This window comes from Flavisolibacter ginsenosidimutans (genome assembly GCF_007970805.1).
GTDB classification, from domain to species: Bacteria; Bacteroidota; Bacteroidia; order Chitinophagales; family Chitinophagaceae; genus Flavisolibacter; species Flavisolibacter ginsenosidimutans.
Window position 1 is genome coordinate 3,914,486 of the sequence record NZ_CP042433.1, and the last position, 14,096, is coordinate 3,928,581.

The following is a 14,096-nucleotide window of genomic DNA, read 5'->3' on the forward strand; positions in this document are numbered from 1 at the left end:
AGTTATTGAAGAGCAAACATGGAAACAATAAATTTTGAAGAGCGGCTGATGCGCCACAGGAGCGAGTTTGCGCGGGTTGTACCGTTTGAACCGGAGGATAAATTGTTGCAGATGGATTTTACGTCGGCGAACAAAGATTTGACTGATGAAATATTGAATGATACAAACCGGTTCATTAAATACATCAACAAGAAATTGAGCGATGCAAATGCGAAGTATGGGATTGGTGGGTATGATGAGAACCGGACAGTTTATAGGAGAAGTAGAGTGTTTGATGGCGGCCCATCCCCAACAACCACACTAAATGCATCAGATAGTGCTAAAGCCACTTCCCGGTGGGAAGGGGAAGAAGATGCTGAATCGTTAGTTGAAGAAGATACAATAGGGTATAGATATGCTGATCCCTATCTATACCCTGTGTTAAAAGAGTATGCTTTACAGAATCGGAATGTGCCGACACAAGCAGAAGAAGTTCTTTGGAATGCGCTGAAAACAAAACAACTTGATCAATACAAGTTCAGAAGGCAGCACATCATTGATAAATTCATTGCTGATTTTGTTTGCCTAAAAAAACGATTAGTTATAGAAGTGGACGGACTCATTCACCAATTACCCGACAACAAAACCAACGACGAACTTCGAACAAATATTTTATACGAACGCGGGTTCAGCGTTATTCGATTCAGCAACGATGAAGTTTTGTATCAATTGGATAGCGTATTATCTAAAATTCTCGAAACATTGAAACAAAAGAATATTGTTCGAGTGCCCGTTGAGACGGAAATGCCTGAACATAAAGTAGTCTCGTCCAAAAGCGAGGGGCGCAGCTCGGATGGCCTTCCCACCGGGAAGGTCGGGATGGGCCGCAGTCTTCATCTTGGCATTGACATCTGGGGCAAGCCCTACACCAAAGTAATGGCGCCGATGAATGGCATTGTTCATTCCTTTGCCTTCAACAACGCTTATGGCGATTACGGCGCGACCATTATTCTCACCCACAATTTAGACGGCGAAACCTTTCACACGCTTTACGGTCATCTTAGTTTGAACTCGATTAAAAATTTGCACGAAGGCGATCTGGTGAAGAAAGGCGACGTGTTTTGCGAGTTCGGTATTCCCTTCGAAAACGGCCAATGGCCGCCGCACCTGCATTTTCAAATCATCAAAGACATGCAAGGAATGAAAGGCGATTATCCCGGTGTGTGTGCGTTGAGCGAAAGAGAGAAGTACTTGAGTAATTGTCTCAATGCAGACATCGTGCTGAACATGATGCGCTACGCCGGTTAATGTTCTTTTTTATTGTCCCGCTTTGCGGCAATGCGTATATTTAAAAAGCAATTCGCTCCCTGAAGACTGCTCTCGCTTAAACCCGGCGCTAAATTTTTCTCTCACTAAAACCACAATTATGGCAGTCAACATCATCGAAACAATCAAGGGCTACCTTACACCTGATCTCATTTCAAAAGCAAGCAACATGCTGGGCGAAAGCGAAAGCGGTGTTTCCAAAGCTTTGTCGGGGCTTGTGCCAGCCGTATTTGGCGGCTTGATTTCAAAAGCTACGTCCGGCTCACAGGCCGGGGCAAACGAAGTGCTGGCTTTGTCCAAGGAAAGCTACCAGAGCGGCTTTCCGGGTAACATCACCAACATGCTAAGCGGCGGGTTAACCACAGGGGGTGGCGGTATGTTGGAAAACTTTTTCGGCAACAAACTTCAATCCATCATCAGCGCCATTGCTTCGTTTGCGGGCATTAAATCATCGTCGGCACACTCCCTGTTCAACGTGGCTACACCGTTGGCAACGGGTGCTTTGGGAAAGTATGCTATGGAGAATAACCTCGATGCAAACGGTTTGTCGTCTTTTTTGCAAAGTCAAAAGGCAAACGTAGCGGCCATGTTGCCAGCGGGATTAAGCGGCGTATTGGGTTTGAGTGGTTTAACAAGCAGTATGTCACCAGTAGGCAGCGAAGCAAGACAAACAGTGAGCGATACCACCGCTTATGCAAAAGATACGTATGAGCGCAAAGGCGGTACCAATTGGCTTGTGTGGATTTTGTTGCTGGCTGGCGTAGCCGCCTTGCTTTGGTTTTTAACCAGGGGTTGTAATAACGAGAGCAAGAGCACGACGACAGGAGACAGCACAACCATGACCACAATGCCGTCCGACACATCCACGAAGATGGCCCCAGCTCCTGCAATGCCGCCACGCGAAAGCATGAAAGTAAAGCTGGCCGACGGCACAGAGATCAATGCGTTTAAGGGCGGCGTGGAAGATCAACTGGTGACTTGCCTGAACGACGCTTCCTGCGCTGCGGGCAAAGACAAGTGGTTTGACTTTGACAACATCAATTTCAAAACCGGTAGTGCCACCCTTACCGATTCAAGCGCAGCGCAGGTGAGCAATATTGTAGCAATATTGAAAGCGTACCCAAAAGCCAAAATCAAAATCGGCGGCTATACCGATAAAACCGGTAATGCGGATGCTAACAAAAAGCTGAGTCAGCAACGGGCAGATGCCGTGATGAACGCCATTAAAACCGGCGGCGCTAACGCTTCGCAATTGGTAGGCGCTGAAGGTTATGGTTCTGAATTTGCCAAAGTAGATGCGTCAGCTTCGGATGAAGCAAGAAAAGTGGACAGGCGTATTGCAGTGCAGTTACGGGAGAAATAACAAAGAGCGAAATAAAGAAAAGAGGAAAGGAGTTATGCCCTTTCCTCTTTTTATAATACCAAACTACGCCTTTAAAAGTTTGAAGGCATGCGTCCATTGATTGTTTAAAAAACCGGGGATGCACCACAACATGCACAACGGTTCAATGGCTCTCGCTGCTTCCACCGTGCCCATGTCCGCCGTTTCCCACCCAAAGGCGTTGAGAATATCCGTAACCGTATGCTTTGCGCCGCTGTCATTGCCGCAAATAAACATCGTTGGTCTTCCTTCTTTATACTGCGGTTTGTAAAACTGCCCATTGCCCACACTGCTAAAGGCTTTGACAAATCGTGCGTCTGGAAATGCTTTTTGCAGTCTTTCCATAAGTGAGTCATCAAGACTTGTAAAGAATTTCAACACGCCGTTCGTCAGCGCTTCTTTGGCAATAGGATTGGTGGCGTCAATCACCACTTTACCTTTTAAATTTTCAGCGCCGCTTTGTTCCAAGGCTTCTTCAGTAGCCGTGCCGGCAACGGCCAATACGATTACATCGCCGAAGGCCGCCGTATCAGAAAATAATCCTGTTTTGCCGGATGGATTTTCTTCTTTCCATTTTACCACTTCGTCTTTCGACACGTCTCTTGTGCCGAGCATGACTTCGTTATTTTCATTCAAGAAAGCAGTGGCCAGCACGCGGCCCACGATGCCTGAACCGATGATTCCTATTTTCATGTTGGTTGGTTTATTGGTGAATGATTACGATGCGCTGTAAGCTCCCGCAAACTCTTTCGCAAAATCTTCCAGTTTGGTTTTCCCAAAGCCTTGCGGACGATTTTTGTTATAGTCTTCTGCCATTTTACCGCTGCGCATTGAAGCTCCCATTTCTACGTATTTCTCGGCCATGGCTTCGGGCATGCCGGCCTGCAAAAGGCCACCGCGTGTTTGTTCATCCGTGAATTGTACCCAAGGCAAATCCGGTTTGCCTACGGCCGAACCCAGCACTTTTGCCACATCGCCTGTGCTTCTTTCGTCGCTGGCCAAATAACGAACCGAGTGTCCTTTAAAAGAAAGATTCGATAACTCTTCCGCCGCAGCTTCGGCAATATCCGCGGGATGCGAAAGAACCATCTCGGCTTCATCATTGCCATAGTTGCCACCAATAATATTCATCCCTTTTATCATGGATAAATTCCCGTAGAAATTGACGTAGAAAAAGCCGGGACGAAGATGAAGAACGTTCACGCCTTCAAGTTTGTTCAACTCTTCTTCGGCAAGATGCAAGCCGCTCACCGGTCCACAGCCTTCGGGCAGATGCGCACCAACGCTGCTAAGGTTTACAACGTATTTGATGTTGTTCGCACGAATTGCTTCAGCATAGTTGGCCGCAATTTCACGATAGCCGTCCAATGGACCTGCTGCGTATTGCGGCGGAATCATGGTGTACACCGCATCAGCGCCGGCAAAGGCTTCTTTCAAAAAGGTTGAGTCTTCAACACTGCCCGTCGTAGCTTTCGCTCCTTTGTCAGTCAAAGGCTTTAAATTTTCAGGGTTGCGACCGATAACGGTTACGTTGTGACCTGCGGCCAAAAGTGTTTCGGCCAGCGGTTTGGTAATGTGGCCTGCGCCACCGGTAAGAACGTACTTCATGATGGTTGGTTTTTATTTATTTGTATATACAAGCTACGAAATAAAAAAATTTTAGTTGTCTAATTTGTCGGCGATTCTCGCCAAATCTTTTACAAGCTTGTTGCTTTCTTCTTTTCCTAGAATACGGGAATAAGCCTCCCAAAATTCCTTCATGCAAGCAGCCAGTTTTGGCTGCAATTCCTTTGCTTTTGGAGTTGGATAAACGTTTGTCAGTTTACCTTCCGTGGTACGAATGACCAGTTTTTTCTCTTCCAGCTTTTCAATAAGACGCGTGATGGTGCTGGGTTGCAACTGCAGGTGATCGGCAAGAGCCGTTGGCTGAATCCCGGGTTCTTCCAGCACCGCAATAAGCAGATAAGCGTGGCTCGGAGAAAGGGCAACTTTCTTCCAGCTCTCGTTGGCAAGTTTCTCTACCTTCCGGGCCAATGCGGCCGAGGTGAAGTAAAGACATTGAGCGTATTTGCTGCACGATGTTTTCATGAACGGGAACAAAGGTAAGAACTCCATATTTGCATATACAAAAAAATTTTTAAAAGGCTTTCTTAACAAACGCAACGGCGGCCATTTTGTATATTTACAGCATGTCCAATCCAAATTTAACGGCCGCGAAAGAAAGCCTTTCGCCGGTAGAAAAAGAGTTTGAAAACGGCATTCGCCCGCAGCAGATTGAGGAGTTCTCCGGCCAGCCGCAGATCATCGAAAACCTGCGCATTTTCATTAAAGCCGCCAAACTTCGCGGCGAGGCGCTTGATCATGTTTTGTTTCACGGCCCTCCGGGTTTGGGTAAAACAACACTGTCGCGAATTGTCTCAAACGAACTTGGTGTAAACATCAAAGAAACATCCGGACCCGTGATTGAAAAACCCGGCGATCTTGCGGGTCTGCTTACGGGCTTGCAGCCCAACGATGTTTTGTTTATTGATGAAATTCATCGCTTAAGCACGGTGGTTGAAGAATACTTGTATTCGGCAATGGAAGATTACAAGATTGACATCATGATTGACAGTGGTCCCAATGCCCGCAGCATTCAAATCAACCTGAATCCTTTTACACTGATTGGTGCCACAACAAGAAGCGGTTTGCTGACGGCACCACTACTCTCCCGCTTCGCCATCAAATCGCGCCTTGAATATTACGATGCCGAAACGCTGAAGAAAATTATTCTTCGCGCCGCTAATATTTTAAATGCAGATATTTCTACCGAAGCCGCAGCGGAAATTTCGCGCCGCAGCCGGGGCACGCCGCGTATTGCTAATGGTCTGTTGCGAAGAGTGAGAGATTTTGCGCAAGTGCTTAATGACAGTACCATCGATATTGGCATTACTAAACATGCGCTTCGTGCATTGAACGTGGACGAACACGGATTGGATGATATGGACAACCGCATCCTCACCGCCATCATCGAAAAATTTAAAGGCGGTCCCGTGGGAATTACAACCATTGCTACCGCAGTGGGTGAAGAAGGAGGAACAATCGAAGAAGTGTACGAACCGTTTTTGATCCAGGAAGGTTTTTTGATGCGTACGCCAAGAGGAAGAGAAGTAACGGCGAAGGCTTATGCGCATTTGGGAAAGACGCCACCGTTGCACGGCGCTACCGGGAATTTGTTTGGCGGATTGGGATAGTTTGGTTGATCGGTTGATTAGTTGAAAAGTTGATTGGTAATTATCTACTAATGAATCGGTCAACTAATCAACCGATCAACTATCTACAACTCTTTCTCCATCACGTAATGCGCAATGGTAATTTCGACGAATTCCTCACCGCTTTTTTTGTAACCCATTTTTTCGTAAAAGCCCAGGGCGTTTTTGCGGGCGTGCATGGTGATGCGCTTGTAGCCGCGGTCTCTTGCAAGGTTTTCGGCAAACTGCATTAAAGCCCGGCCAATGCCTTTGCCTTGCACGTCGTTCACCACAGCCATTTGACGCAGGCGTACCGTTTGCGGGTCTTCTTCTACCAACATACAACAGCCAAGCATGCGTTCGTCTTCGTAAGCCGCCATGTGCATGTTTGTTTTTTCCTTTTCCAGCTCGTCCTGCGAAAACTCAAGCCCCAGGGGTTTCCGCAAAATCTCGTTGCGCAGCTTCAGCATTTGCTTGTATTCGTCGGTTCCGTAATCTACAATCTTTAAGGCCATGAAGATTTCGTGTTGAAGTGGTTCAATATTACGACGATTGGGCAAGACAGCCAAAGAGAAGTCGGAGGACGAAGAGATGCATAACGGAATAAACATCTAACCCGATGACTTCGGGTATAGTTAACGTGCCGTATCCTCCATAAGATTGTCTTTACCGAAAGGCACTTTTTTGCCGGGTAAAAAGCCTTTCGGGGCAAAAATTATTTTTATACAAAATCCTCTATTTTTGCCCCACTATAACCAAATTTTACCAATCATGTCAGACATTGCAGCAAGAGTAAAAAAGATCATCGTTGATAAGCTGGGCGTGGATGAAGCCGAAGTAACCAATGAAGCTTCTTTTACCAACGACTTGGGCGCCGACTCTCTGGACACCGTTGAATTGATCATGGAATTTGAAAAAGAATTCAACATTTCCATTCCGGACGAACAAGCTGAAACCATCACCACGGTTGGACAAGCCGTCTCTTACCTTGAAGAACACGCAAAGTAATTTCCGTTCTTGCAAAAGAGCACCATACCATTCCGCCTTCATGTTCCCGCAACAGAAGGCGGTTTTATCTTGAAGAAGAAAGTCAAATTCAAAAGTAAAAAGCAAGAAAAGGACCTTCGGCTTTGATGCCCTTTTTGAATTTTGCCTTTTTACTTTTGCCTTTTCATACTATATGAGCGCAGGAAAAACCATCGAACTCAAACGCGTCGTCGTTACCGGCATGGGGGCCCTTACACCACTGGGCAACACCATCACAGAATATTGGAACAATTTACGGAACGGCGTAAGCGGTTGCGACTACATTACCTTGTTCGACGCGTCGAAGTTTAAGACGAGGTTTGCCTGCGAGATCAAAGGCTTTGATCCCATCAGCTTTTTAGATAGAAAAGAAGCCCGCAAACTGGATCGCTTTTCGCAAACGGCCATTGCCGCTTCCGACCAGGGCGTGCAGGACGCAGGCATTGACCGGAACAACGTGGACGTTGACCGCGTGGGCGTTGTCTTTGCGTCGGGCATCGGCGGCCTCATTACCTTTCAGGAAGAAGTACTCAATTTTGGCAAAGGCGACGGCACGCCGCGCTTTAATCCCTTCTTCATTCCCAAAATGATTTTGGACATTGCGGCCGGACACATCTCCATGCGTCACGGTTTTCGCGGACCCAATTTTGCGGTAGTGAGTGCCTGCGCATCGAGCACCAACGCCATGATGGAATCCTTCAACCTCATTCGCATGGGCAAGGCCGACATCATCATCACAGGCGGTGCTGAAAGCGTGGTTAGTGAAGCCGGTGTGGGCGGATTCAATGCCATGAAAGCACTGAGCGAACGAAACGATGATCCCAAAACCGCCTCGCGTCCGTACGACAAAGACCGCGACGGTTTTGTAATGGGCGAAGCGGCCGGCGTGCTCGTTTTCGAAGAATTGGAACACGCCTTAAAAAGAGGCGCAAAAATTTATTGCGAAATCGCGGGCGCCGGCGCTACGGCCGATGCGCATCATTTAACGGCTCCGCATCCTGAAGGTTTGGGTGCAAAGAACGTGATGATACAAGCCCTGGCCGATGCGGACATGCAGGCCTCCGACATTGATTACATCAATACACACGGAACCTCTACGCCCCTGGGCGACGTGGCCGAAGTAAAAGCCATCGTTGACGTCTTTGGCGAACATGCTTTCAACTTAAACATCTCTTCTACAAAATCAATGACCGGCCATTCCCTGGGTGCGGCCGGCGCCATTGAAGCCATTGCCTGCATCATGGCCGTGCAGAACGACGTTGTTCCGCCGACCATTAATCACTTTACCGACGATCCCGAACTGGACCCGCGCCTGAACTTTACCTTTGGCGAAGCGCAGAAGCGTGAAGTGAATGCAGCATTGAGCAACACCTTTGGCTTTGGCGGACACAATGCCTGCATGATCTTTAAGAAGTACAAGTAATCCTTTCTTTGCTTTTCCGCTGTTTGTTTGCCTGTGGCAGAAAAGACCGTGCAGCGAATTCTATTTCTCAACAAAGCATTTTAATTACTTCACGCCAGCGGCAAGCCGGATGAATTTATTCGGCTAAATGTCTATCTTCACGACACTCTCTGAAATCGCTTTTCTCCGGCCCGAATCTGTCAACATTAATTCTGGCTTATGAATAAAGTTTTATCAGACCAAAGCGACTGGGATGAACTGCTTGAATTTATTTCCGAAAAGCAGGTGACGCCCATCATCGGAAAAGAAATCTACCAGTTTACCGAAGCCGATGCACTCATTCCCTTCGACGATTATTTATCGGCGCAATTGCTAAAGTCGAGCAACGTTAGCGGCGTGTCGCTGCAATTGAACGAAGCCGTGAGTTACCTGGTAAACGAGCGGCGCATGAAGCCGATGGACGTAACACGAAAATTAAAAGCACTGGTAAAAGAAGTGGGCTTTGAATTTCCGCTGCTTACCTCACTGTTGCAGATAACCGATTTGCAATACTTCATCAACACCTCGGTGTACAACAACGTGCTGGAACAAAAGCTGCGCGACGTGCGAAAGGTGGAACCGACGTCCATCAACTTTTCCATAAACGAACCTTTCTCGGATTGCGAAGATTTGGAAAAGCTGAAACAGCCTTTTGTCTTCAACGTATTTGGTTCGCTTTTGCACACGGTGGATGCGGCGCTCAGCGAAGAAGACATGTTGGAATACACAGGTTATTTTAAAGAGAAGATGAGCGGCGCGGCCAACATCATTAACGCCTTGCGCAATCACAACCTCTTGTTCATCGGTTGCGCTTTTCCCGATTGGATGGTGCGTTTCATTTTGCGCTTGCTTTCCAACGAACCACTGCACGAATGGGGCGTTCGCCGGAACATTGTTGTGGTGAACGACAAGTCGCCGAAACGAAAAGAGCAATTCGATTTCCTTCGCAAATACGACGCGGTAACGTACGACGGTAACACGGCTGATTTTGTGCAGGAATTAGCGGAAAGATTGAATCAAAAAAATCCATCGGCTTTAAAGAGCAAAAAGATTTTTTTAAGCTATACCGTGAGCGACAGAGAAGCGGTAGAGACAATGAAGAGGGCTTTGGAAAGTTTGCAAAACATAACCTGCTGGTACGACAACCGCGAAATAGCACCGGGTGATGATTTTAAAACCGAGATTGCGAAAAACATCAAGTCGGCTGATTTGTTTATTCCGCTGATTTCCGCCAACAGCCTGCAACACAAAGACGGCTATGTACAATTGGAATGGCTGACCGCCGACAACGTGGCCACCTTTCGGAAAATAGACGGCAACACGGCTAAATACCTTATGCCCGTGGTGATTGACGACACCAATCCTTACGACGCATCGGTGCCGAAATATTTTTCAGAACTCAGCATCGGCAAAGTGCCGCACGGAAATCCTGGCTCCGATTTTCTGAACCAGGTAAAAGAAACATTGCTTACCGCTTAACCACCTTTATGCCGGTACTCACAAAAGAACCCGCAACGGCTGCGCCGCTCTTCATTGGACTGCAATCGTACACCGAAGCACAAGCCTCCATTTTTTTCGGAAGAGACGAGGAAGTTCATCGCCTCACCAATTTAATAAAAGCAAATACGCTAACGATTGTTTTTGGCAAATCAGGCACGGGCAAAACATCGTTGTTGAACGCCGGTGTGTTTCCGCGCTTGCGAAAAGATTACTGCCTCCCGTTTCGCATCCGGTTGGAGTTTAACGACGACAGTCCCGACCTTGTTTCGCAGATAAAAAAAACGCTGAAAGAAGAAATTGACAAATACGGCTTCAAGGTCGAATCGTACCCCGGCGATGAAACCTTGTGGGAGTATTTTCACCGCGAACAACTTTGGAAAAGTGTTACGCCGATTTTAATCTTTGACCAGTTTGAAGAAATTTTTACACTGGCAAAACGCAGCACACGCTTTACTAAAAAAGAACTCGACGCTTTTTGGGAAGAGTTGGCCAACCTGATTGAAAACTCGATTCCCGAAGGAATCAAGGAGCGTTTTTTAGACGGAAAAGAAAGCCTCGACTTTGCTTACAAAGTGCAAAAAATAAAAACGCTTTTTTCCTTTCGCGAAGAATTTCTGCCGGAGTTTGAAGGCATCACGGCCCGCATTCCGTCGCTCAAATATTCGCGTTTTCGCCTTTTGCCCATGAACGGCAACCAGGCTTACGAAGTGGTTACCAAAACCTGGAAGAACAACATCAACGCAGCGGAAGCCGACAAGATTGTTGAATTCTTTTCAACCGACGAAGGCCCGCATCAGCCGTACGAATTGATGATGATAGAGCCATCGCTTTTAAGCCAGGTTTGTTCGCTTATTGAAAAGGAAAGGTTGCAACAGGGCAAGGAAAAAATCTCCTCCGAGTTTTTAGACAAGTACTCAAAAGAATTCATCCTGCGTTCCATTTACGACGAAGCAATGGCCGAAAGCAACGCCGCCGTGCTGAAAAGCAATAACGGCTTGCCGGTAGTTTCAAAGCCGGTGAATGAATTTGCAGAAGACAAACTTATTACCGACGAAGGCTACCGCATCAAATACGCACTGAGCGAAAACGACGAAAGGATTTTGCCGGGTCTTGTCGTGTTGAGGAGCAAATATTTTGTACGCGACGAAGGCAAGTCAATTGAATTAACACACGACGTATTGACGCCGCTCATCAAACGCGATCGCGAAGAGCGCCGAAAAGAATTAGCCCTGACAAAGGCCAGAAAGAAAGCAAGGCAACGACTCATCTTTATTACAGCGTTTGCGGGATTGGCAGCTTGGGGCCTTTTGTATTTCATTACGCACAAAGCCATACAAAAACGGGATGAAGCAGACCAACAAGCCGCCGTGCTGAACATGCAGATTGAGGACAAAAAAGATTCGCTTAAGCGAATTGACAGCACCATAAGAGAACATCAAAAAAACGACAGTGCAAACAAAGAGAAACAGAAACCCCCGCTGCCTGTTATTGCCGACTCGGCCTTGCAAGCGCAGTTTTCGGACCGTATGAAAAACGACAGCCTTCAGCTCGCCTCGCTAACCCGACAACTAACAACGCAAAAAAAAGAAGGGGAGGCAAAGGACAGTTTACACCGCATGCAGTTTCTTGATTTTACAACAACAAAGAAGAAGGCTGATTCGGTAAACCGTTCGGCGCGGCGGGAGATTGCCTTGTTGCAAAATCGCCTTGCCGTTGACAGCGGCCAGTTGGCTTGGTTGCGAACAAAATATGAGGAACTGGGCAAGGCCTATCAAAACTTTCAAACCGATTATCCCGATGTCATTCGCGTCTCCAATCCAAGCCGGCCTTTCGATGTTGCCGCCGATACGAACAGTTTGAAGCTCGACTTGTATTACAGCGGTGCAAATGCAGCCAAGGTACCCGATAACCTGCGCGTCTATCTCATCCCTGATATCGCCGCCAACAAAAAAATTATCGCTGCTGCGGAAACCTATGAAATCCGTTGCGACGAAATGAACCTCGACCGTGCAAAGGACGGGAAACTGGCACGCTACTTCAACGGGAATTATGTATTTCTGAACGTGCCTCCCGGAAAATATTTCATCAAGATTTGCGCTTACTACGGCGGTTATTACACCTACACAAAAACAAAAAGCGGAAATGTTTCGGAAAAGCTTGATGCCTCACCGCCGATACGATAGCGGGTACGTGAGACGACAAACGTCAAACGTGAGACAGGTGAATTGCGGTTTGAAAGTCCCACCTGTCTCACTTCTCACGTTTGACGTCTCACCTTTCAGTTGTACCATTTGATGGCGTAATACGTGCACGGTTCGCTGCCGGTGTTTACCACATTGTGCGGGACGTTTGGCCGGAGCAACATGACATCACCAGCCGCTACGTTTTGCTTTTCCGAACCCACGTTTAACGTTACGTTTCCTGCTAACAAGATCATCATTTCTTCCGCACGATGCGTGTGCGTTGGATGACTTTCTACTCCGGGCTTTAAGGTGGTTGCGTGAATTTCAAACCGTGTAAACATGGAAGAAGGCCGGTCAAATACCAGACGCGATTCGCCCTTGTCGGTTTTCTTTACAGTCAATTCATTCCAGTCCTTTATCAAAGAGCCGCCACCTTCTTTGCCGCGGAGAAGGTTAACCGGCAACGTGGATGTGAAGGTCAGCACGCAATACATTGCCGGTTTATCGGAAGTATTTTGGAATTGTTGCTTATCGCCGGCTTCAATTAGTACGATACTTGACGGCCCAAGGGTTTTGCTGCTGTCGTTAATGGTTACTTTCAAAAAACCTTCTTTTACAAGAATAATTTCTTCGCGGTCACTATAAGCTTGCAACGGGTGATTGGTTTGTCCTGCACCAAGCGATGAGGTGTGAATATTCAGCCTGGCTAAATCGGTAGTGCTGCCTTTTAAAATTGTTCGGCTTTCACGGCCGTTGCTTTGTGTAGCAGGATATTTGTTCCAGGGATAAACGGCGGAAGGAAGCGAATCCGTTTGCGCATCTGCGGCGAGCACAAAAAGTAAGAGCAGCGAAGACAACATCACTTTCATAAGCCTGAACGATAAAGGGGAAAGGTAGAAAATTGTTTGTTTAAGCTTGCGCCGATTGCGCCGGAATTTACGCAAACAAGAACGGAGCCTTGCAAGGCTCCGTTGTAAATTTCATTTATCAAACAGACTTAGTTCGATGCTTTGTCTTTTTTCTTTTTGTCGTCGGCAATTTTTTGCAACGCATTTATTGAGCTGTTAAAGAAAGGATATTTCTCCAACGCCATGGTGTAATATTTTTCGGCGTTGGTCACGTCGCCGGTGGTGAGATAGAATTCCGCCATGGAATCGTAAGCGTTCGGGCCGTCGGGGTTTAGCTCAATGTATTTTTCAAAATTCTTCTTGGCCATTTCGTAGTCTTTCTTATTCTGCATGTAGTAGTAGGCGATGATGTTGTACATGGAAGCGTTTTGCGGAAACTTTTTTATGTAGTCTTGTGCGGCGGCAAACTGTTCTTCAGGCGTGGCACGGCTAACCACATAGAAGTGCCCGATCATGCCGCCGTCGGGAAACATCTCGTGCAGTTTGGCCCAGGTTGCGCGATTTTTTTCGCCTTTGTTGGCCGGATCAACGATGGAGGCCAGCAACTTTTCACCCTCTGATTTGTCGCCGGCACTTTTAAAAGCTCTTTCGGCAAAAGCCTTTTTGCTTTCCCCGGCGGTAAGATTCGCCATGAAGACAAGTGCCACGGTAAAATCGGGATCAAGCTTTAAGGCGGCGGAAAGATCCTGGTAGGCTTGCTCCATTTCAATGTTCATGAAATGGCCAATTCCGTTGCCCGCTAATTCTTTTGCCGCTTCGGACTTGGTAGTCCAGGCCATCGTTTTTTTACCCGTTTCTTTTGCGGCGGCTTGTTTTACCTGTGCGGAGACGGAAGCAGTAAACAGCAGGCAGAAAAACATGATGAACATGCTCAGTGAGATTTTTTTCATACAGAAATTTTTAATCGTTAAAAAAAGAGAGCAGTCATTAAAGGGCGGAGTGAATAGAGATATAAGATACGACTTTTTGTTTGTGACTGCGTGGGTGTTTAAATCAGCAAGCTTTTGAAAGAAAGCGTTGCATTTAAAGCAAGGAGATTGAAAAAGGCCGATGATGTTTAATGCATAAAAAAGGGGATTTTGAAATCTTCTGCTGTAGTAGCAAGTGAAGAAAACCGCGTGA

General features: G+C 47.0%; 13 protein-coding genes. 7 read left to right on the plus strand and 6 right to left on the minus strand.

From position 1 onward, the window contains the following. The first annotated feature begins 18 nt into the window (after positions 1-18). Positions 19-1,287: an endonuclease domain-containing protein gene (locus tag FSB75_RS22100; RefSeq protein WP_227990619.1), complete on the plus strand. Its 1,269-nt coding sequence runs from the start codon at positions 19-21 to the stop codon at positions 1,285-1,287. A 118-nt stretch (positions 1,288-1,405) separates the two neighbouring features. Then, entirely contained in the window at positions 1,406-2,668 is a 1,263-nt protein-coding gene (locus tag FSB75_RS16655) for an OmpA family protein (protein ID WP_146789795.1), read from the plus strand. A 63-nt stretch (positions 2,669-2,731) separates the two neighbouring features. Here FSB75_RS16655 and FSB75_RS16660 read toward each other — a convergent pair whose 3' ends face one another. The 3 genes from FSB75_RS16660 to FSB75_RS16670 are packed head-to-tail and all read right to left on the minus strand — an operon-like array spanning position 2,732 to position 4,774. After that, entirely contained in the window at positions 2,732-3,379 is a 648-nt protein-coding gene (locus FSB75_RS16660; RefSeq protein WP_146789797.1) for an NADPH-dependent F420 reductase, read from the minus strand. A 24-nt stretch (positions 3,380-3,403) separates the two neighbouring features. Next, entirely contained in the window at positions 3,404-4,294 is an 891-nt protein-coding gene (locus FSB75_RS16665) for an NAD(P)H-binding protein (protein WP_146789799.1), read from the minus strand. Positions 4,295-4,345: 51 nt separating this feature from the next. Then, on the minus strand, positions 4,346-4,774 hold the full coding sequence (locus FSB75_RS16670) for a MarR family winged helix-turn-helix transcriptional regulator (RefSeq protein WP_172623193.1): 429 nt from the start codon (positions 4,772-4,774) through the stop codon (positions 4,346-4,348). Between the two features lie 101 nt (positions 4,775-4,875). Here FSB75_RS16670 and ruvB point away from each other — a divergent pair, with 101 nt between their 5' ends. After that, positions 4,876-5,919: a Holliday junction branch migration DNA helicase RuvB gene (gene ruvB / locus FSB75_RS16675; protein ID WP_146789803.1), complete on the plus strand. Its 1,044-nt coding sequence runs from the start codon at positions 4,876-4,878 to the stop codon at positions 5,917-5,919. Positions 5,920-6,002: 83 nt separating this feature from the next. Here the strand turns inward: ruvB and FSB75_RS16680 are convergent, their stop codons facing one another. Further along, complete coding sequence (locus tag FSB75_RS16680; RefSeq protein WP_146789805.1) at positions 6,003-6,431, minus strand: GNAT family N-acetyltransferase; 429 nt, start codon at positions 6,429-6,431, stop codon at positions 6,003-6,005. A 256-nt stretch (positions 6,432-6,687) separates the two neighbouring features. Between FSB75_RS16680 and FSB75_RS16685 the strand changes: the two genes are divergently transcribed. The 4 genes from FSB75_RS16685 to FSB75_RS16700 all read left to right on the plus strand — a co-directional run bounded on the left by FSB75_RS16685 (position 6,688) and on the right by FSB75_RS16700 (position 12,066). Further along, positions 6,688-6,924 carry an acyl carrier protein gene (locus FSB75_RS16685; protein ID WP_072835589.1) on the plus strand — a complete coding sequence of 79 codons (237 nt, stop codon included), beginning with the start codon at positions 6,688-6,690 and terminating at the stop codon, positions 6,922-6,924. 190 nt (positions 6,925-7,114) lie between these two features. Next, positions 7,115-8,365 carry a beta-ketoacyl-ACP synthase II gene (fabF, locus tag FSB75_RS16690; RefSeq protein ID WP_146792023.1) on the plus strand — a complete coding sequence of 417 codons (1,251 nt, stop codon included), beginning with the start codon at positions 7,115-7,117 and terminating at the stop codon, positions 8,363-8,365. A 198-nt stretch (positions 8,366-8,563) separates the two neighbouring features. Beyond that, positions 8,564-9,862 (plus strand): toll/interleukin-1 receptor domain-containing protein, encoded by a 1,299-nt coding sequence (locus tag FSB75_RS16695; protein ID WP_146789807.1) that lies wholly within the window; start codon positions 8,564-8,566, stop codon positions 9,860-9,862. Between the two features lie 8 nt (positions 9,863-9,870). Then, positions 9,871-12,066: an nSTAND1 domain-containing NTPase gene (locus FSB75_RS16700; protein WP_146789809.1), complete on the plus strand. Its 2,196-nt coding sequence runs from the start codon at positions 9,871-9,873 to the stop codon at positions 12,064-12,066. A gap of 95 nt (positions 12,067-12,161) precedes the next feature. On the opposite strand, the gene FSB75_RS16705 is transcribed toward FSB75_RS16700, so the two are convergent. Together FSB75_RS16705 and FSB75_RS16710 are read right to left on the minus strand one after the other, a co-directional pair. After that, positions 12,162-12,935 (minus strand): cupin domain-containing protein, encoded by a 774-nt coding sequence (locus tag FSB75_RS16705; protein ID WP_146789825.1) that lies wholly within the window; start codon positions 12,933-12,935, stop codon positions 12,162-12,164. Between the two features lie 128 nt (positions 12,936-13,063). Further along, positions 13,064-13,864 (minus strand): tetratricopeptide repeat protein, encoded by an 801-nt coding sequence (locus FSB75_RS16710; RefSeq protein WP_146789827.1) that lies wholly within the window; start codon positions 13,862-13,864, stop codon positions 13,064-13,066. Between the last annotated feature and the right edge of the window lie 232 nt (positions 13,865-14,096).